The following is a 19,878-nucleotide window of genomic DNA, read 5'->3' on the forward strand; positions in this document are numbered from 1 at the left end:
AAGCTGCCGAGCATAAGTTACCCGGCAGCTCTAAACAAAACTATATTTTTCTATGATGGAGAATGCTTTTTTGCGTATCTACAAATCCTCCGTCATCGATTATTTCCCCAGTAAATCAATGCCAGTGCGCCGGGACCGGTGTGTGCTCCGATGATAGGGCCAATATAAGCAATACAAATCTCAGAATCCGGGAATTGTTCCAACAACCTTTCTTTCAGCATATCTGCTGCTTCAGGGTCATCGGCATGACCTATCAGAATCGATTTACCAAGTTCAGGTTTCCAGCCCTGTTCCATTCGGGCAATCTGAGTGGTAACAGCCTTTTTTCTTCCACGAGGTTTTTCCACTGCTTGCAGCTTTCCTTCGCTGTCCACATGAAGCAACGGTTTGATCTGCAAAGCCGTTCCCATTGCGGCTGCGGCACCTGAAACCCGCCCGCCATGTTTCAAATGGGTAAAGGTATCAACCGTAAACCAATGACATACCTCTAATCGGTGTTCCATGACCCAAGAAGCCAATTCATCAATAGACAGTCCTTCCCTCTGCTTTTTCGCAGCTTCTCTGACTAAAAACCCTTCACCCACTGCGGCAGCAAGCGTATCAATGCAGATGATTCTTCTTTCCGGATATTCCTGCTGTAGTTCTTCAACCGCTAAAAACGCAGACTGATATGTACCTGACAGACCAGAGGAAAAACAGAGATACAGAATATCGGTTCCCTGTCGCAGACAGGGTTCAAAATGCTTAAAATAAATCGTTGGGTTGATTTGTGAGGTCGTTGCAAAATTCCCAGCTCTTTGCAAGCGGTAGAACTCCTTGGCTGTGATTCCTTCCGGGGAACCATATGAGTATTCTGTTCCGCCGATCTCAACATTCATAGGAATCATTTCAACAGATGGCAGACCTGCGGTTAACTCCGGTGCGAGATCTGAGGTGGCATCTGTGAAAATTTGATAGCCGTCCATCACTTCTTACACCCACTACAGCCCTGACAAGCAGCCCACAGCTCATCGGCCTTCGGCTTCCAGGTTTCTGCATAAAGTGTAGTCTTATCACACAGATGGTCAACACTTTCCGGGGACTGATACTCGGTAGAATGGGCACCGGATTTCTTTACCATGCTACGCAGACATTCAGGATTTTCCAGCATAGGACACGGCTGGAACATATTATCATTAAAGGGCTGACCGTCGTGATAGGCCATAAACAGCGGAGACTGATATGCTTCCAGCAGGGTCTTTTCACGGATGTTGGAGTCAGAGTAATGGATAAAAGCGCAAGGCTCAATGTCACCATTGGCATTGATATGCAGATAGTTGCGGCCACCAGCAATACAGCCGTTTACAAATTTCGCATCATTCTGAAAGTCAATTGTGAAAATAGGCTTTGTGCTACGGTATTCGCAGATGCGGTTATACATCTTTTCACGCTGGTCAGGAGACGGGAGCAGCTCCACAGCGGAATCGTTGCCCACAGGCATATAGTGGAAGAACCATGCGAACTTCGCACCGCACTCCACCAGATGATCGAAGAACTCATCCGAGCTGATGGAGTCGATGTTCTTGCTGGTATAGCACCCAGATACGCCGAAAGGCAGCTTCTTTTCTTTCAGAATCTTCATCGCCCGCATAGTAGCCTGATAAGTACCCTTGCCACGGCGGAAATCAGTAGCTTCCTCGAAGCCTTCAATGCTGATGGCCGGGTAGAAGTTCTTCACCCGCAGCATCTCATCGGCAAACTTCTCATCGATAAGGGTACCGTTGGTAAAGGCAGAGAATACGCAGTCAGGATGCGCTTCACACAGGCGGAGCAGATCGTTCTTGCGTACCATAGGTTCACCGCCGGTGTAGAGGAACATATAGGTTCCCAGTTCATTGGCCTGATTGATGATGTCATCCAGTTCCTCATAGCTCAGATTCAGCTTATTACCGTATTCTGCCGCCCAACAGCCGGTGCAATGAAGGTTGCAGGCGGAAGTGGGGTCCATCAGGATTGCCCAGGGGATATTGCAGCCGTACTTTTCACGATTAGCCACCTGCTTGCGGCTGCCTAAGAGAGATGCATTGACAATAAAATTGCGGAAGAACACTTTGCGGACTTCAGAATCAATGTCCGTCCAAAGGCTGTTGATCAGGCGCATCCAGTTGCTGTCAGGCTGCTCCATCACCTTACGGATTTGCTGGCGCTGTGTGAGATAGAGGTTATCCTTATCGAACTTATCCGCCCAATCTAACAACTTGGGGAATGCTTCCTGCGGATTGCTGTCAACATATTTCAGCACTTGATTGACGGCGAAAGCCTGTGCGCTGTCTTTAATAGAATTACTCATGGTTTTGTCTCCTTTTCTATCTTAAAAGCAAAAAGAGCCGATAATACGCAGCACAAGGCTAACGGGTTATCGGCTCTGCGTCTATGCGTCTGGCTCTGTGATAACTGTGGTATTGAATTGTTTTACGCTGATTATTATTTCCCGTTTGCACTTCGGACAGTATAGCGGAAAATTTTCAAGTACTGTATTATCACAGATTTTAATTCTCGTTTTGTTGTTGCAGTTGGGGCATAATAGCCATTCGTTTTTTTTCATTCTTTGTTTTTCATCAGATAATAGAATATCTATGGACAATTACATTTACAACTCACGCAGTTTCCACCGCCTTGTAGAAACCATTACACACGCGCCCACAATGAGTACTGTTAAGACGATGTAGGAAAGATAGACGCCATTTAGTGCTACTTCATACACATCATAGTACCGCAGAGGGGTCAGATAATCCAAGAAACGATTCCCTGTGTACTCGGCAGTAAAGGCCAACACATAGGCGGCCAATACGAAAACCGTACCGGCGCGTACCGCGGCCTTATAAGATTTGAAAAGGCTGGCAAACAGCAGACCCAAGGCAAAAAAGAGAAGCTGGGTAAAGAACATTCCCATCGTTGTGGAAAGCACCGCTCCCGGCTGATCCAGACCGCCCAAAGGAAGAACGATCGTGAAATAATTGCACACGCCGCTGAACAGGGCGAACACCAGCAGGTTCACTGCTGAAACGATCACCTTCGCCAGAACAATGGTTTTCCGCTCCACAGGCTTTGTGAACAGGTATTCGGATGTTCCAAATTTCTTTTCCCTCGCCACACAGGACAGGCCCAGAGAGATTGCATAGGCAAAGGCCAACAGCCCCTCCCAAAAATAGATACACGCGTACCAACCAAGGGCAGTCGTGAGATCCCCTTTCACACCGAACATGATCATGATCAAGCGAGAAAATTGGCCGACTGTCCGGGCCATCTCATCCAGACTGTCCTTCAAGGATAAAAGTTCAAAATAGCAGAATCCGCACAGCAGTAACATGATCCCCAGCCAGATCAGCAGGGTCTTTCTGGTTTGGCGGAATTCGTTTTTCACCAATGTTTTCATCTTTGCACCCCCTCATGAGCGGAACTGGATGTCTTTTTTCAAAAAGACACGATAAGACAGCACCAAAAACAGGGCAAACAGCAGTACACACCATCCCAAGTAATCCAACTCATAAAAGCCAGATTTGGAAATCTCAGCCGCACTAAAGAACGAGTACGGGGACAGAAAACTAATGGCACGGTTGCTGACAATGTTGGAGAAGCTGGTGACGCAGTACTCGACAAAGACAATTAACCCGGCAGTCAAAAGTGGGCTTCGATTGCGTGAAAATAGAATTCCAACCAAAAGCCCCATAGCTGCAAGGAACAGCGTGACCAGCATGAGGGAAAGAGCAATCAGAAAGAACTCTCCCCAGTCAATGCCGGAGCGGAACAGGGCCAGCGCCAAAAAAGAGGCGAGAAGATATACCATGCTCACGACCACTACGCCGAAAAAAACCGTGAACGCCTTTGCCCAGTAAATCGTTTTTCGGGTATGGGGTTTTGTAAACAGATATTCAGAGGTTCGCTCCGAGCACTCCTTGGTGTGAATGGCGATACCGAAGTGCATCCCGAAAATACCGGACGCAATCATAAAAAAGCTGGTAAGAAACGCATAAATGCCCAACGGTGAGGTCAGATATTCCATGGACACACCAACGCCTTTGTAAAAATCACTCGTACCCAGCGTTTCATAGAGGTCTCCGGTGGAAACATCCATAAAGCTGTAATAGGTAGGCGTCATCACAAAAACACACAGAGCCAAGGCGATGGCCCAACCCAAAATATATTTGCGGTGCCTTTTCAGTTCATATTTCAAAATGACCATGCCCGACACCTCCTTACGCATAGTAGTGCATGAAGATTTCCTCCAAAGAGGGCTCTTCCAAAAGCACATCGTCCAAATGCAGCAGGTGAAGCTTGTCAATAATCGCCGTGATATTTCCGTTATACATAAAGGAAACAGAGGTCTTATCCGCAGTCTCCGCATAGTTCGCAATGCCGGACAAATCAAAGAAATCGCGAGGGATAGCCTCCTTTGCGCTCAGAGAGACTTTCTTATAGCCGCTCTCACGCAGTTCTTTGATGGACTGTATGCCAATAAGCTGTCCCTCTTTCAGAATGGCCACCCGGTCACACAGTTTCTGCACCTCACTCAGCACATGGGAGGAAAAAAACACGGTAGCGCCCCGGCTGTTTTCCTCCTTCAGAATATCATAGAAAGCCTGCTGGATCAGTGGGTCTAATCCGCTGGTGGGCTCGTCCATAATAATCAGTTTGGGCGAAGTCATAATGGCAGACACGATACCCACCTTTTTCTTGTTGCCCAGAGAAAGGTCTGCAATCTTGCGGGACAAATCCAGATTGAGCCTGTCGGCAAGCTCCTTCATCTTTGTCTTGCAGTCCATGCCGTACAGATCGGCGGTGTACTGCAAAAGTTCACGGACTTTCATGTTTTCGTAATAGCTGTTCTCGCTGGGCAGATAGCCCACATCCCTGGCGATGACGCTGGCCTTGGAGTGACAGTCCAAATCGAAGATAGATGCGCTGCCTCCGGTGGGACGGATCAGCCCCATTAGGGTGCGGATCGTGGTGGACTTACCCGCACCGTTGGGGCCGATAAAGCCGAAAAACTCTCCCTGGTTGACAGAGAAACTGAGGTTATTGATTCCTCGATGCTTCCCATAGTGCTTGGTCAATTCATTCAAGACAATCGCTTGTTCACTCATTTCAAATACTCCTCCTTATAAAAATTTTTCCGCAGAATTGCGATGTTCTTCTCAAAATCCTCCATGACAGCCTGAAAATCGAAAGCCGCCGCCCCCCGGTACCCGGCCGCATAGCCCTCGGCCATCAGAAGCAGCATCTGAAAGACCGGCTGGGCATCCTCTGGGTCTTTGAATTTCAAAGCATCCTCTTCCCGCAGAACAAGATCGTTTCGGAATCTGCCGGTCTCCTCCGTCAGGATCGCCAGCGTATCCGTCACCTCGGGAGAATTTTCCTCCCAGGCACTGGTAATAAACTGCAAGATAAAAGGCTGATTTTGGAGCCCCTCCATTTTCATGCGGCTGGATGCCAGAATCCTGTCGAACAAATCTGTTTCGGAATCGAGGGCTTCCTTATCAAATAGTCCCTCTATGATTTTCTTGCAGTATTCCAGCAGGTAAATGTAGAGCTGCTTTTTACTGCCGAAATACTGAAACACAGACGCTTTGGAAATGTGTGCGGCTACCGCAATATCATTGATTGAGGCTTTTTCATAACCAAACTTGCCGAAGCACTGGAACGCCGCATTGAGAATGGTCAATCTCTTTTCTTCGGTCAGGGCCAAAAATTTGTCCAATTCATTTCCTCCTTTTTACACAATAACCGTTTCGGTTATTTAGAGTATAGCACCAATAACCGAAACGGTCAAGTATTTTGGAGTATGATTCAAAAGTTTTCTTTTTATACTGTTAGACCAACGAAGATTAGTCTCGAAAGTACCGGTGTGTTCAAGTCAGCAGTTGCACGAAAATGTAATTCGTTCAAATACTACTACCTGAAATATAAAATTACATTGGGTGATGTCTATGAAATTTGAACGCGATGAGCGCAAATTTGATTTCCACGATATAGGGTGCGAGATAAAGCGCAAAAGAGAAACCAGCGGGATGACACAGGATCAACTGGCCCTTATCATTGACCGTGATCCCCGCACCATCATATATAACGAAAACGACGGTCAGCATCCGAGCTTGAACACTTTTTATCAGATGGTGACAATGTTCGATATATCGGTGGATCAGTTCTTTTATCCAGACATGAGCGCAGATGACGCTTGCAAAAAGCGCATCAATACACTTGCTGCATTAACACTTGACCGATTCGGTTATTGGTGCTATACTCTGAATAACCGAAACGGTTATTGTGTAAGAAGAAGGAAATGAATTGAACAAATTTTTGGCCCTGACCGAAGAAAAGAGATTGACCATTCTCAATGCGGCGTTCCAGTGCTTCGGCAAGTTTGGTTATGAAAAAGCCTCAATGTCGATTCTGTTATATTACGCATATCGCAGAAAATTAAGTAAGAAAACTGCCAATGACAAAGAGTAAGTTATACCCACGTTATGAAAGGACGTGCTATGAAGGATTCATTGAAAAAAGGATTGATAATAGGTGCTGCCGGTAGTGCGATTTGTGTGCTTTGGCATCATCTTCTAACCAAAAAGATGATGCAGCTCGCCATGGATCGGGTTGCGCCGCAGGACAGAAGCAACGGAAAAATGCGTGTGTCCGGTTCACCTGAAATGATAGAAACCACTGAAATTGTAAAAAAGGCAGCTGGTCAGCTCGAAAAAAGCGGCTGTGACGTGGTGGAAATCACTGCTCACGACGGAATTTCATTGATTGGGCATTGGTGTCCCTGCGAAGAACCGAAAAGAACTATAGTTGCCATGCACGGGTGGCGTTCCTCCTGGTCACATGATTTTGGTCTAATCGCAGATTTCTGGCGCAATAATCATTGTTCTGTACTCTACGCAGAGCAGCGGGGACAAAATAATAGCGGCGGCGACCATATGAGTTTAGGTTTGCTGGAACGCTACGATTGCCTGGCATGGACAAATTGGATAAACGAGAAAACAGGAAAAAGCATTCCCATCTATCTTGCCGGGGTATCCATGGGTGCAACCTCTGTGCTAATGGCGTCCGAACTGGAACTGCCGGATAATGTATTTGGAATCGCAGCGGACAGTGCATTTACTTCGCTCCATGCAATTTGGAAACATGTCTCCGAAAGCAATCTGCATATTCCTTATGCTCTGCATAAAACAGGTGCCGATAGGATGTGCAAAAAGCGCATCCAAATGGATGCTGATGCTGCCTCAACTACAGAAGCGTTGAAGCACTGCCAAATTCCTGTTCTTTTTGTCCACGGAACAGATGACCACTTTGTTCCAGTTGAAATGACATACGAAAACTATAAAGCCTGTACATCAGAAAAGCGTCTGCTGATTGTTCCGGGCGCTGACCACTGTATGAGCTATCTCGTAGGAAAAAGCACCTACGAGCGCATTGCAAAAGAGTTTTGGGAATTTTGCGAACAGCGGAAAAAGAATCCGTAGATTTGAGTTTGAAGGGGGGGAATCATTATGCGCCAGCGTTGGCTCCGTGTCTTATTCCGTAGAAGGATGTTGACGATACTCCTGCTACTTTTACAGGTATATTTTCTTATATGCCTTGTACTTGGGGGAAGTCAGCTTTCCCGAAATTTCAGTCGCCTACTGACAATCGTCAGTATCATTGCGGTGCTTTATATCGTTTCCCAGAAAGACAAAGGCGCCTACAAAACTGCATGGGCGATCCTGATCCTAACCTTCCCGTTGTTTGGTGGACTGATGTATCTTTTGTCTAATGCACAATCCTCGAAATGGCGCTTTGCAAAAAGTGTCCTCCATACACAACAAAAGGCAAAACCACTCTATGCACTCCCCGGCATTTGCTATGAAAGCGCAACAAAACAACTGCCTGAATATTACCCTCAAATTCATTACTTGCAGGAATACACGGGGTTTCCAATATATGCAGATACAGAAACACATTACCTTACACCGGGTGAACGAAAGCTGGAAACACTTTTGGCGGAACTTGAAAAAGCCGAGAAGTACATATTTCTGGAATATTTCATCGTGCAGGAAGGCGTTATGTGGAACAGCATCTTGGAAGTTTTGAAGCGAAAAACCACGCAAGGCGTAACTGTGCGACTGATTTATGACGATATGGGTTGCTTTCTCACTCTTCCGAAAGACTACGCAAAGCAGCTAAAAAAACACGGTATCCAGTGCGCCGTATTCAATCCCTTCCGACCTGTTCTGACCGTAAAGCAAAATAACAGAGATCACCGAAAAATAGCGGTCATTGATGGAAAGGTGGCTTTTACCGGAGGTATCAATCTGGCAGATGAATACATCAACGCCATTGAGAAACACGGACACTGGAAAGATGCAGCGATCATGCTGAAAGGCAAAGCCGCATGGAGTTTCACACTAATTTTTTTACAGACGTGGGAAATTTGTACCCATACAGACGAGGACTACGAAATCTTCTACCCATGGAAAGAACAAGAGTGCCCTGTTACTGCAAAGGGGTTTGTTCAGCCATACGCTGACAGTCCAATGGATGAAGAAAATGTGGGCGAACACGTTTACCTGCATATCTTAAACAATGCAAAGAAGTACGTGTATATCAACACCCCATATCTGATTGTCGATGATAGTATGCTTTCCGCTTTGCGTCTTGCGGCAAAAAGTGGTGTAGATATACGCATCATCACACCCCACCGCTGGGATAAATGGTGGGTACACATGACCACACGCTCGTATTACCGAGAGCTGATAAAATCAGGCGTTAAAATCTACGAATATACCAATGGTTTCATCCACTCCAAAACCTTTGTGTCCGATGACCGTACTGCAACAGTCGGGACAACAAATTTGGATTTTCGCAGCTTATATCTGCACTATGAATGTGGTGCTCTGCTCTATGAGGCCAAAGCTGTTATGGAAGTCAAGGAGGATTTTCTGCAAACGCTGGAGATATGCCAACAGGTGACAGAAAAGGATTGCAAAACAAATATCGTAGTGCATCTGCTCCAGGATATACTGCGGCTATTTGCACCACTAATGTAAGGAGGGTCTTGAATGTTTGAAGATATTGAAACACACAAAAAATTATCAAAGTGGATTATCGGAACGTTTACAGCCTGCATTTTGATTTATCTTGGCATCCGACATATTAGTCATGTAGCTGATGCCGTGATGTGGTTGAAAGACCTGCTGAACCCACTTTTAATTGGATTGATTTTGGCGTTGTTTCTGAATGTTCCGTTGGGGGTTATTGAAAGACATCTGTTCCCCAAACATCCGACATCTAGGAAAACGAAAATGCGCCGCCCGCTTGCGATCCTGCTTTCATTTATTTTGGTGATAGGGGTCTTTGTCGGTGTTGCTTTTCTTGTTATTCCCGAATTGATCGATGCAGTATCTATTGTCATATCATCCTTGACGAATGGTCTGGATCAACTGGTGGCATTTGAAAGCACGGCTGACTATTCTAAAATCCCATTCGGAGAACAGCTGTCCCAAATTGATATTGATTTTCTTGAACTGAAAGACAATTTGAATGAATGGTTGAATCAATTGGGAACCACCATTATGGACACTGCTGCTTCCGCATTTGGAAGCGTGGTTGCGACGGCAGTCGATTTTGCGATTGGTCTTGTGTTCTCAATTTATATTTTGGCCAATAAGGAGAAATTAAAAAGTCAGATCACCCGAATTGTCCGTGTATGGATTCCAGCATGTTTTGCCGAGCGGGGCATTCATGTGGCAGCTGTCTGTGAAAAAAACTTCAAGCTTTTTGTAGCAGGGCAAACGACTGAGGCAATAATTTTAGGCAGCCTGTGTGCAATCGGTATGTTAATTCTGAGAATACCATATGCGCCGATGATCGGTGCGCTTGTTGGGGTAACAGCACTGATTCCCTATGTCGGTGCCTGGATTGCTACACTTGTGGGTGCATTTTTGATTCTGACAGTCAATCCTTTTAAGGCACTGGTATTCATTATTTTCCTGCTTACTTTGCAACAGATCGAAGGAAATGCAATCTATCCGAAAGTTGTGGGCGCAAAAATCAACCTTCCTGCCATGTGGGTTTTAGCGGCAATCACAATAGGTGGCAATCTGGCTGGACCAATCGGTATGTTGCTTGGCGTACCTGCCGCAGCAGCCACTTACGCTCTTTTGAAAGAAGCAACCGATAAGCGGGAAACGCATCTGAAAACACAAGAAAAAGAGCAGATGGGTAATTCACATAAACAGAATATATCCTAAAAAAATTATCTCAAGATAAAAACTCATAGTAGGGTGTAAGGACTCATGATATAAAAATATCAAGGGTCTTTGCGCCCTATTCGTTTTTTATATTACAAAATCGGCATTATCATACCTTTTAGCGGGCATAATAAGGTTATTCCTCAAAACAAATCGGCACGATACAATGTTATTGAGGTGAATGATTATGCCGATTGACGATTTAACCGCTTTGGGTCAAATAATGCGGGAGGCCCGAAAGAAAAAAGACCTGACACAGCAGGAGCTTTCAGATCTGAGCCATGTTTCTGTAAAACAAATTGCCAACATTGAAAAAGGGCAGATGAACCCTTCCTATTTGATTTTAAGAGCATTGGCCAAGGTTTTGAACATCTCTCTGGACTCTCTAATAAATCCGGATGTTTCTCCAGAAGATGAGGGAGCCAACCAGATGAAAATGCTTTATTCCAGTTGCCCGTCAGAAATGCGTGAAACCCTGCTGCACCATACACAGGAGACCATGCAGGAATTAACAGAACTATCTAAGAAAATTGAAGCGAATTGAGCCAGTGAGTGAAATTTGACGGTTTCCTCTCTGGCTCTTTTCATTTCTGCAAAGAAAGCGGCAAGCAATGCTTGTGGCTATCCATTTAGCCACAAACGCTTGTTGAGGGCAATGCCCCCAAGCCCCCATGAACGCAGAATTTCATTCTGCGGCTGCGCGTTCTGCGAACGCTTTCGACCATGGCCAGCTCACCGCTGGCCGTGGTCTTTTTCTTTTTCTTTTTTCTGTTCCTCGTCCATTTTCAGTAGCCGATCTACATTGGCCTTTGCAGCCAGCAGCTCCCGCATTTCCTCACGGGAGCGTCGGTACTCGGCATAGGTCTTTTTCTTTTCCTCCAGAAGCCGACCGTACTCGGCTTGCAGTTCCTTGACTTTTGGGAGCTTCTTGACCCCCATATCATCAAAGGCATTTTTGGCCGCCTGATGGAGCAGAATTTCTTCCTCGTGTTCCTGACGAAAGTTCTTTGAGTAACCAGCTTTTCGGTAGGCCACATAGGTGTCGCGGGTCTTAGCGTAATTGATGATGTGGGTCCGCAGCACGGCGATCTCCGTCATGCGTTTTTCCGCTGCCTTGATTTTTGCGGACAGCTCGTTGTGGTATGCGGTGGCTGCCGCCGCTTTTTCTGCCAGCTCCGTATAGTCCAGCAGCTGATGTTCAGTGAGATAATTCACAGTCTGTGCCATCTGTTTCAGATTAAAGACCTTGGCCCATCTCGCATATCCGGCACCTTTTCCGGCCTGGAGTTTTGCCTGGATGTCAACCAGCAGATTGACCTTCGGCGGATCAGCTTGCTTAACCGGCTTCTGGCGGGGCGTATGCTCCTTTTGACCGGCGAGAACGGCCAGCAGATCCTCCAGGGTGTAGCCTTCGCCCAAGCTGTCTAGGCGGGACACTTTGCCCCAGCCAGGGAGCTTCAAACGGTAGGATTTGCCGCGCTTGGATACTTCACAGCCGGATTCCCGGAGCAGCTTCAGCAGCGCATCCAGGTCAGTGGGCTTTAGTGCCAAAGCGTTGTCAATGGCAGTACGGAGTAATTCCCGATGGGAGGGTTTTGCTTGATCGCCCAGCCATTTGTTATAGCTTTTTCCGTGAGGCTTTGGGGTCTCGACAATAGACAATCCGTTCTCAATGCAGATGGTGTCGCTCAATCGACGGACGGCTTTTGTGCTGCCCCAAAAGTTTCGGAACTTCCGGTTACACTCTGTATTGACCGCCGACCAGATAATGTGATTATGGACATGGGCCTTGTCAATGTGGGTACAGACGATAAAGGCGTGTTTGCCCTTGGTGAATCGCTTTGCAAATTCCACGCCCAGCCTGTTGGCTTCCTCCGGGGAGATCTCCCCGGGACAGAATGACTGGCGGACATGGTAAGCGATCACATCGTCTGCGCCCCGAACCCGTCCGGTGGCAGCGATATACTGGCGCTTTGCCAGCATGAACTCGGCGTCGGCCACACGGCTGTCGCACTCGTATCCGGTGATGAGCCTGCCGTGATCTGTCTTTTGTGGATTGGCTACATAGTCAATAATCGCGCTGATGGCACGGCTTTCGGTTCGCCCCTTGCCGATATGCAGTGGCATAATGCGTGTGGTTGCCATGAAGATTCCCTCCCTTCAAAAAATGGGCAGCCTCAGCTGCCCATTTCGTCACGATATGAAATAATCTTTTTCTTTTTCTGCTTGGCGCACCGAAGCGTCGTGGCAGCTCCGCCCCAATCATGGAGAACATACGCTACTACCACATCGCTGACCTCTAGCCCCGATCACGGCGGCCAGACTTTGGGCAACGGACGGTTTTTCAGCGATTACCAGCTTCATGGTTTTTCGTCCTCCTTTCATGCAGCCACGCAGTCAGCTGTCGATGGCAGAATCCCACACAGGGCTGGGTGGGGTTATAATTCCCGCAGCCATAACAGGGGTGGCCGGGAGATAAAGAGGGAGGACGGGAAGTTTCCTTCCCGCCCTCCGGCCTGTGTGTCATCATGCGTTCATAGGGGCTGTTGGTGAAGCGGGTCAAACCGTCTTGTCCTCACTTTCCTCATCGCCGCCCCCGTCAGCGTCCGGCTCATCGGATTCCTCGGTCTCCCAGGGATCGTCCTCATCCTCCAGGTCCGCTTCATCCTCGCCGTAGTCGTAATCGTCCAGATTGTCGTTGCCTTTGGTCTTGGGCTTATTCTTGATGAATTTGAAGTAAGCAAAGGCACCGCCGCCCATCAGGGCCAGCACTACCAAAATCATCGCCGGGTTCACTCCGGCAGGCTCTTTTTTCTCCGGTTCTGTGGGTTCCTCCGGCTTTTCCGGCTCCGGCTCCTTGCCGGTACAGCCGCTCATATTGACGGAGCATACCGGGCAGGCGGTATTGATCGCACCTGTTTCACATTTCTTGGTGCAGTTGCAGACCGCAGGCGGCTCTTTCTCCGTCTGTCCATCCTCCATCAGCGCCATCAGGTCGGCCTCGTCCACCTGATTCAAGAAGTGGACAGCGGTTTCCTTGTCCTCGTTGGCCCGGTCAATGAGGATGTAGAAGTAGTTGCCCGCCTTGGTGGTGACGGTGATGAGCTGCTTGTTGCCGCCGAAATCATCCACCAGGGCAGCGTTGCCCTCCGGGGTCAGAGCCGGACTGTCCTCGGTTTCCTCCACCACCACATTGCTGTCGTTGGTGGCGTCCTTCGCCGGGGGCTGGTCTGTCCCCTGGGCAAAGGCCGTCACGGAAAAGCTGGCCATCAGCACCAGGGCGGCGCACAGGGCCGAAAAGGTTTTGAAAATCCTCTTATTCTTCATGGTCGGTGTCCTCCTGTTCGTCGTAGTCGGCAGAAGCAGCGGCCATACCGGGAACTGCGCTGCCGGAAAGCATGGCGTTCAGCTGTTCCGGGGTCATACGCAGGGCGCGCACCATCTGAATGATCTCCAGGTTCTCTGCCTCGGTTTTCTGCGCTTCCAGGGTTTTCAGCTTGTCCTGATACTCCGCAATCTTCTCGCGGACCTTGGCAATCTCCTGGTCAATGCGCTGGATTTTGTTCTTTGCCATTGTGAATCACTCCTTCTAAAAAATCGGCCTTACCAGTTCATCAGGCCATAGCCCTTGATGCACTGGTAATTCAGGTCATAACTTTTAATTTTGCAGGCGTCGCCGCTGTTGCCCTCAACCGTATAAACTCGGCTGCCGTCCGTACCAATGGCAAGGCCCACATGGTCCGCAGACCCATCAAGGTCCCAATCAAAGAAGATGGCGTCACCGGGAGCAAGGTTTTCATATCCCCGTGCGCCCCATTGTCCGTGAGACTGGAACCAGGGAACCCCCTGGGACTGACAGGCGGCAAAGCGCGGCTCGGATAAACCGGCCTGCCCATAGCACCAAGACACGAAGCAGGCACACCATTCCACGCGGGAATTGAATCCATACCAACTCCAGAACGGATAGCCGCCCACATTGCCAACCTGCCGTTTGGCCAGTTCCACCAGTTCGGGATTTCCGGGACGGGTGCCATTCACAAACTGCACACCAGTCAAATCCTCGGAATTGCTCATATCCGGGGAGCCGCCGCCAAAAATCAGAGGTTTGTTGCCCAAGGTCTGCCGGTACACCTGATACATCTCCAGCTGTTCCGGGGTCAGCAGCTCCGAAGCCACAGAGGATATGGGCTTGCTGGTGAGCTTCACATTGAGGATGTAGTAATTGTAGGGAACCTCAACGGTATAGCTGTTGCCCTCGCTGTCGGTACGGGTTTCCGTCCGATAGCGCACTTCCACTTCCTCGGTGAGCGTCAATTTATACTGTGCGGAGAATACACGCTCCAGCTCGGCCTGGGCGCTCTGGCGGGTATATCCCTGCAATACGGCAGACAGGTAAGCCGCCAGCTCATGGGGGTCATGTCCGATCATATCCAGGTCATAACGGTACTCGTCATACCCCGGATGGCTGCTTTCAATGTTGTCGATCTCGGCCTGCAATTCCGCTTCTTTGGCGGCATAGTCAGCCTCCACCGCCACCAGCTCCGGGTCATCCGACGGATAGGTGGTGCCGGACACCACAGAGCCAATGCTCTGTGCCATCATGGAACAGGAGGACATGGTGTTGAGCAGCATACAGACCAGCAGGAAGATCGCACCCGCAATCAGAAAACCCTTTTTGTGCCGCATGACAAAAGCACCGGCTTCCTGTGCCTTTTCCTTAACGGTCTTGGCGGCCTTGCCGGTCTTTTTGGCGGTACTGGCGGTATTCCCGGCAGTCTGACCGGCGCGCTTGGCAGCGGCATATTCCTTTTTGATGGCCTGCTTCTGCTGCCAGCGGGAAACAGGATTGCTGGAAAGCTGGGGATTTTCCTGCAAAGACTTCTGATACAGGGCGTTCACATTGGCCTTTTCCAGTTTCTGCTCGGCCTCGGCTGCCTTGCGATAGGGTTTCAGCTTGTGGCTGTGGTATCCCTCCCGCGCAAGCCTAACGCCGGTTTCCACCGTTTCCTCGGACTTGTGGGCGCTCTCCACGCCCACATTGTCCTGTTCGCTCTCATGGATTTCCTTGTGGAGTTTCCCCAGGGCGGCATTGGCAGGAGTGTCCCGTACTGCATGGGACAGCTTGGAGGGCGGCTTTTTCTTGTCCTCCAGCACCAGCTTGGTGGTCACTTTGCCAGTCTCCGGGTCCACCGTCTTTTGCCGGACCTGCTTTTTGGGGATTTTGGCCTGCGCCTTATCCGCTCTGGCGGCGGCCTTGTCCGCCTTATGGATGGGCTTCTCCAACGCCGGATCAGCCCGTTCTTCCTCCGTAAAGCGCAGGCGCGGTTCCTTATTCATACCATTCTCCCAGCATGAGGGAATCCGTCATGTAGCGCAGCTCCACATAGAGGGCCAGCCCCATGGGACAGTGGATGGGGTGCTGGAGCAGATAGGCGTAGATCTGCGCCACCACATTGGCCAGCAGCTCGGCCTGACTGCCCTCAAAGACAACAACAGCAGGAGTGCCGTTCATGGCGCACCAGATTTCCATAAGGCGCAGCAGACCCGATTCGCCATCCTCGTTCAGCTCCGCAGCCTGATCCGCCGCCGTGCGGGTTTCACTGACGGCATCAGCCAGCTCGGTGAGCAGACAGGTGCGCTCGCCCTCCAGAGCATCCTCGAAAAACATCATGGTATCCAGTTCAGTATTGGGTTTCATGGTTATTCATCCTCCTTTTTCAGTTCCTGGGGTTTGGTGGTCATAATGCGGTACAACTCGGTGTTCTTGGGAAAATGGTCTACGAAAGGCAGGATGGTGGAGCCATAGAACAGCAGGCCCTCACCCTCGCCGGAATGGGTCACATAGCTGAGCTGGTGCGGGGAAATGCCCAGCTGCTTGGCCAAAATCTGCCGGTCTCCGCCCGCCTGGTTGAGCATATACACGAAGTCGGAGTTTTCAAAGATGTTCTCCACCTCACGGCTGGAAAGCAGGTCTTTGACATTCTGGGTAAGCCCGGTGGGAATGCCGCCCCATTTGCGGAATCGCTTCCAAATCTCCACCGTGTAGGCGGCGGTCTGTTCCTCTTTCAGAAGCAGGTGCATCTCGTCAATGTAGTAGCGGGTGGACTTGTGGGCGGCGCGGTTGATGGTCACACGGTTCCACACCTGGTCCTGGACCACCAGCATACCGATCTTTTTGAGCTGCTTGCCCAGCTCCTTGATGTCATAGCAGACGATACGGTTGTTGATGTCCACATTGCTGCGATGGTTGAACACATTGAGAGAGCCGGTTACATAGATTTCCAACGCCGTGGCGATGTACTGCGCTTCCTTTTCGTCCTGCGCCCGCAGCAGGTTGTAAAGGTCCTCCAGGATGGGCATATTCTCCGGGCGCGGGTCGTTCAGATAGTCCTGATACACCAGCCGCACACAACGGTCGATGATGGTTTTCTGCACCGGCTGTAAGCCCTCCTTGCCGCCCACGATCAGCTCGCACAAGCTGAGAATGAAGTCGGACTTGAGGGACAGCGGATTATCCTCGTCCGAGTAGTCCAGGTTCAGGTCCATGGGATTGATATAGTTGGTGGAAGTGGGCGAAATCTTGATGACCTGCCCATGCAGACGCTCCACCAGGGGGGCGTACTCGGCCTCCGGGTCGCAGATGATAACATCATCGGTTGTAAGCAGGAAGCTGTTGGCGATCTCGCGTTTGGCGCTGAAGGACTTACCGGAACCCGGCGTACCGAGGATCAGGCCGTTGGGGTTTTTCAGCAGCTTGCGGTCCACCATGATAAGGTTGTTGGACAGAGCATTGATGCCGTAGTACAGTGCCTCTTTGCCGTTCTGGAACAACTCCTGGGTAGTGAACGGCACGAAAATGGCCGTGGAGCTGGTGGTCAGCCCCCGCTGAATCTCGATCTGGTTGATACCCAGGGGCAGGCAGCTCATCAGCCCTTCCTCCTGCTGGAAGTCAAGCCTTGTCAGCTGGCAGTTGTACTTCTGCGCGATGGAACCGGCCTGGAACACATTGTTGTCCAGCTGGCGCTGGGTGTCCGCTGTGTTCAGCACCAGGAAGGTCACAAGGAACATTCGCTCGTTGCGGCTCTGCAAATCCTGCAAGAGCTTTTTGGCCTCGGCACCGTAGGTGGCAAGGTCGGAGGGAATGATGTCCATGTCATATCCGGCGCGGACGGCCTTTTTCTGTTCCTCGATTTTGGACTTATCCAAATCGGTGATCTTTCTCTTGACCGTCTTGATGGCCTTGATCTGGTCCACCGACTGGATATGCAGGCTGACAATCAGGCTGGATTCCATGTCCAGAAAATCAGCCAGCATCCGGTCATTCAGCTCCGGTGCGAGAATCTGCAAAAAAGAAACAGTCCCGTATTTCTTGCCCATACGGAACTGCTTGCCGGTGCGGAACTCAAAGGAGCTGGGCGCGATAAAGTCCTTGGTGGACAGGCCGCTGGACGGGAGCCAGTCCCATGCAAAACGGAACGGCAGCTGTTCATCCATGTGGAAGATGGAATGCAGCTGTGCCAGCCGTGCCTTGCCGTCCAAAGTCTCGGCGGCCACGCCCAGGCGTTTGAAGTTGTTGAGAATATCGGTTTCGATACGCTCCAAACGGGGTTTGGCCGATTTAATATTTTCGGCGTTAATGCCGAAAGTCAGGTACTTGCTTTTAATGAGGCCGTTGTTACCCCTGGCCAGCTGGTTTTGCAGCATGGTGGTGTACTCCACCCGGATGCTGTCAAAATCATCCCTCTGAAGGGGGATGTTGATGGCGCGGGCAAAGGTTTCCTCGGACGCCGCGAGATTGAGGAAAGACAGCTCAAATCTGATCGAACTGTCGAAGTAGTTGAGAAAATCACACCAGCCCTCGAAGATCGCCGTTTTATCCTCGTTCTGCGAGAGCTGATAGTTGATGTCCTGGAATTGGATGGTCTTTGTGTAGTAGCCGTCTGCCACTCGACAGATACCGTCCGTCCACATTCGTTCATAGGGGATACTGTCCTGAGCCGATTTTTCCTTTTTGTCCGTGCGGTTGGCGCGGACAATGGCAGCCTCAATCTGCTTTCTGTCGGCGCGGGACAGTTTTTTCTTTGTTCTGACCGGCTGCACAGCTTTTTCCTCGGTTTTTCCGAACAGCCGGTGCAGCCAGCTTTTGATTGCCGCGAACAATGTCGTACACCTCCTCGTCAAGATTTGCCTGCCGCTGTAACACGGCATAGAAATTATTGGTGCGGTAAGGGCGCTCTTTGGGACGGATCACCGTGACACGGATGATGTTGCCCACGATCTTTTCCAGGGGCTGGCCGTGCTTTTCATACATCGCCAGCATGAAGAAGGGCAGCATGACCAGCATCATACACATGGCCGCCACGCTGTTTCCCGCAGGCCCCCGGAGCAGAAAGAAAAGCGGTACGCCGATCAGCGCCCCGCCGGTGAAGCAGACCAGCTGCCTCTTGGTCAGGTTGAAAGCAACCTTTGTTTTGACTTTGGTTAAGTCTTTGGGTACGGGTACATAAGCCAATGGGATTTCCTCCTTTCTGGTTAATGTGCGTTAAACACGGCTTTTGCAAGGCTTCCGGTCTTAAAGAGTGTAAAGCACAACAGGACCGTATAGCCCACACAGCTCCAGATAGCCATGATGATGTCATCTTCCGTTGCGATGTTCTGCACCAGCACGGCGTAGATCGCCACACAGACGATGATGAGAAATGCCTGAAAGCCCAGGGCAAGCAGGGAGCGCAGATAGTTCTGGCCCATACCGCCTGATTCCTTGCTCATCATGGTGGCCATCGGAATGGGGGCCACCGAAGTCACAAGGTAAATCTCAATCATACGGCCATAGATCACGATAAAGATACAGATATACAGCGCCCACATGGTAATGCCAATAAACATACTTTGGAACCACAGTCCAAACAGCGGCCCCAGGTCCATTTCCATCAGCCGCGGTTCCATGTCGGTCATTACAGAGGAGATGTCGATAGATGCGTCAGAACCGATGATACCTGCTGCCTGCGCCACCACACTTTGGGCCATATCGAACACGCCCATGACGATATTCCAGGTGTTTGTGACGATCAAAATAGCAGCGGCGCTTTTGAACACCCATTTGAAGATCATCCAGGTGTCCACATCGTGCAGGTTGTTTCGGTCGGTAATCATCTGGATCAGCTCCAGCGTCATCACGATAGCCAGGATCACACCTGCAATCGGCACCATGATGGAGTTGGAGAGATTCTGGATCATGCTGAAAATGCTCCCGTTCCAGCCCTGTGGGGTCTGGCCCACCTGTGTCGCAATGTCTGCGACCTGCCGGTTCACGCTATCGAACAGCCCCGATAAGTTTCCCATGATGCCGCCCACCAGCATTTCTTTCAGCCATTGGGTCAGGGCATCCAGTAAGAAATCCATACGGTGTCAGCCTCCTTTCCGCCCCTCCCGCTTGTCACGGGAGGGGCTGGGATTTCTTGCGGGCAAAGGGTTAGACGGTGAACAGGCTGGAGAGCAGAGGTACGAGAACCATGCCGACCACGGCGACGCCAGCGCCAGCCATGAGCTGCTTCATGCCCTGGCTCTTTGATTGTGTGCGATAAAGAAGCAATAGAAGTGTAAAAAATTTTGC

General features: G+C 50.0%; 21 protein-coding genes and 1 pseudogene. 6 read left to right on the forward strand and 16 right to left on the reverse strand.

Going from position 1 to position 19,878, the window contains the following annotated elements; translation table 11 throughout:
- Positions 1 to 92: 92 nt before the first annotated feature.
- The 7 genes from EFB11_RS04275 to EFB11_RS04305 form a co-directional block, all read right to left on the reverse strand.
- On the reverse strand, positions 93 to 965 hold the full coding sequence (locus EFB11_RS04275) for a DegV family protein (RefSeq protein ID WP_002587448.1): 873 nt from the start codon (positions 963 to 965) through the stop codon (positions 93 to 95).
- A complete protein-coding gene (locus EFB11_RS04280; RefSeq protein ID WP_002587447.1) occupies positions 965 to 2,329 on the reverse strand; it encodes a radical SAM protein in 1,365 nt (454 codons plus the stop codon). Before EFB11_RS04280 ends, EFB11_RS04275 begins: the two co-directional genes overlap by 1 nt.
- An 81-nt stretch (positions 2,330 to 2,410) precedes the next feature.
- Entirely contained in the window at positions 2,411 to 2,584 is a 174-nt protein-coding gene (locus tag EFB11_RS04285) for a cysteine-rich KTR domain-containing protein (protein ID WP_072419552.1), read from the reverse strand.
- A gap of 45 nt (positions 2,585 to 2,629) precedes the next feature.
- Positions 2,630 to 3,415: an ABC transporter permease subunit gene (locus EFB11_RS04290; protein ID WP_122789086.1), complete on the reverse strand. Its 786-nt coding sequence runs from the start codon at positions 3,413 to 3,415 to the stop codon at positions 2,630 to 2,632.
- 12 nt (positions 3,416 to 3,427) lie between these two features.
- Positions 3,428 to 4,222 (reverse strand): ABC transporter permease subunit, encoded by a 795-nt coding sequence (locus tag EFB11_RS04295; RefSeq protein WP_002587445.1) that lies wholly within the window; start codon positions 4,220 to 4,222, stop codon positions 3,428 to 3,430.
- A 13-nt stretch (positions 4,223 to 4,235) separates the two neighbouring features.
- Positions 4,236 to 5,123 carry an ABC transporter ATP-binding protein gene (locus EFB11_RS04300; RefSeq protein WP_002587444.1) on the reverse strand — a complete coding sequence of 296 codons (888 nt, stop codon included), beginning with the start codon at positions 5,121 to 5,123 and terminating at the stop codon, positions 4,236 to 4,238.
- Complete coding sequence (locus tag EFB11_RS04305; protein ID WP_122789087.1) at positions 5,120 to 5,737, reverse strand: TetR/AcrR family transcriptional regulator; 618 nt, start codon at positions 5,735 to 5,737, stop codon at positions 5,120 to 5,122. The genes EFB11_RS04300 and EFB11_RS04305 overlap by 4 nt, the downstream gene beginning before the upstream one ends.
- A gap of 229 nt (positions 5,738 to 5,966) precedes the next feature.
- Here EFB11_RS04305 and EFB11_RS04315 point away from each other — a divergent pair, with 229 nt between their 5' ends.
- The 6 genes from EFB11_RS04315 (at position 5,967) to EFB11_RS04335 (ending at position 10,809) form a co-directional block, all read left to right on the forward strand.
- Complete coding sequence (locus EFB11_RS04315; RefSeq protein ID WP_002587442.1) at positions 5,967 to 6,323, forward strand: helix-turn-helix transcriptional regulator; 357 nt, start codon at positions 5,967 to 5,969, stop codon at positions 6,321 to 6,323.
- A gap of 1 nt (position 6,324) precedes the next feature.
- Entirely contained in the window at positions 6,325 to 6,489 is a 165-nt protein-coding gene (locus tag EFB11_RS16740) for a hypothetical protein (RefSeq protein WP_002587441.1), read from the forward strand.
- 29 nt (positions 6,490 to 6,518) lie between these two features.
- Complete coding sequence (locus EFB11_RS04320; RefSeq protein WP_002587440.1) at positions 6,519 to 7,499, forward strand: alpha/beta hydrolase; 981 nt, start codon at positions 6,519 to 6,521, stop codon at positions 7,497 to 7,499.
- A gap of 27 nt (positions 7,500 to 7,526) precedes the next feature.
- Positions 7,527 to 9,062 carry a cardiolipin synthase gene (gene cls / locus EFB11_RS04325; RefSeq protein WP_002587439.1) on the forward strand — a complete coding sequence of 512 codons (1,536 nt, stop codon included), beginning with the start codon at positions 7,527 to 7,529 and terminating at the stop codon, positions 9,060 to 9,062.
- 12 nt (positions 9,063 to 9,074) lie between these two features.
- Positions 9,075 to 10,265 (forward strand): AI-2E family transporter, encoded by a 1,191-nt coding sequence (locus EFB11_RS04330; RefSeq protein WP_002587438.1) that lies wholly within the window; start codon positions 9,075 to 9,077, stop codon positions 10,263 to 10,265.
- A gap of 187 nt (positions 10,266 to 10,452) precedes the next feature.
- Complete coding sequence (locus EFB11_RS04335; protein ID WP_016147209.1) at positions 10,453 to 10,809, forward strand: helix-turn-helix domain-containing protein; 357 nt, start codon at positions 10,453 to 10,455, stop codon at positions 10,807 to 10,809.
- A gap of 188 nt (positions 10,810 to 10,997) precedes the next feature.
- Here EFB11_RS04335 and EFB11_RS04340 read toward each other — a convergent pair whose 3' ends face one another.
- The 9 genes and pseudogenes from EFB11_RS04340 to EFB11_RS17520 form a co-directional block, all read right to left on the reverse strand.
- On the reverse strand, positions 10,998 to 12,410 hold the full coding sequence (locus tag EFB11_RS04340) for a relaxase/mobilization nuclease domain-containing protein (RefSeq protein WP_122789088.1): 1,413 nt from the start codon (positions 12,408 to 12,410) through the stop codon (positions 10,998 to 11,000).
- Positions 12,411 to 12,824: 414 nt separating this feature from the next.
- Positions 12,825 to 13,592 (reverse strand): DUF4366 domain-containing protein, encoded by a 768-nt coding sequence (locus tag EFB11_RS04350; protein WP_122789090.1) that lies wholly within the window; start codon positions 13,590 to 13,592, stop codon positions 12,825 to 12,827.
- On the reverse strand, positions 13,582 to 13,839 hold the full coding sequence (locus EFB11_RS04355) for a DUF4315 family protein (RefSeq protein ID WP_122789091.1): 258 nt from the start codon (positions 13,837 to 13,839) through the stop codon (positions 13,582 to 13,584). Before EFB11_RS04355 ends, EFB11_RS04350 begins: the two co-directional genes overlap by 11 nt.
- Before the next feature lie 29 nt (positions 13,840 to 13,868).
- Positions 13,869 to 15,602 (reverse strand): CD1108 family mobile element protein, encoded by a 1,734-nt coding sequence (locus EFB11_RS04360; RefSeq protein WP_122789092.1) that lies wholly within the window; start codon positions 15,600 to 15,602, stop codon positions 13,869 to 13,871.
- A complete protein-coding gene (locus EFB11_RS04365) occupies positions 15,595 to 15,963 on the reverse strand; it encodes a DUF3851 family protein (RefSeq protein ID WP_122789093.1) in 369 nt (122 codons plus the stop codon). The genes EFB11_RS04360 and EFB11_RS04365 overlap by 8 nt, the downstream gene beginning before the upstream one ends.
- 2 nt (positions 15,964 to 15,965) lie before the next feature.
- Complete coding sequence (locus EFB11_RS04370) at positions 15,966 to 18,365, reverse strand: VirB4-like conjugal transfer ATPase, CD1110 family (protein WP_122789094.1); 2,400 nt, start codon at positions 18,363 to 18,365, stop codon at positions 15,966 to 15,968.
- Complete coding sequence (locus EFB11_RS04375) at positions 18,310 to 18,777, reverse strand: PrgI family protein (protein WP_122789095.1); 468 nt, start codon at positions 18,775 to 18,777, stop codon at positions 18,310 to 18,312. Before EFB11_RS04375 ends, EFB11_RS04370 begins: the two co-directional genes overlap by 56 nt.
- A gap of 20 nt (positions 18,778 to 18,797) precedes the next feature.
- On the reverse strand, positions 18,798 to 19,667 hold the full coding sequence (locus EFB11_RS04380; RefSeq protein ID WP_122789096.1) for a VirB6/TrbL-like conjugal transfer protein, CD1112 family: 870 nt from the start codon (positions 19,665 to 19,667) through the stop codon (positions 18,798 to 18,800).
- A gap of 70 nt (positions 19,668 to 19,737) precedes the next feature.
- Positions 19,738 to 19,836, reverse strand: a pseudogene (locus EFB11_RS17520) (Maff2 family mobile element protein); the annotation flags it as partial.
- Between the last annotated feature and the right edge of the window lie 42 nt (positions 19,837 to 19,878).

It is taken from the genome of Intestinibacillus sp. Marseille-P6563 (assembly GCF_900604335.1).
In the GTDB taxonomy this organism is placed as follows: Bacteria; Bacillota; Clostridia; order Oscillospirales; family Butyricicoccaceae; genus Butyricicoccus_B.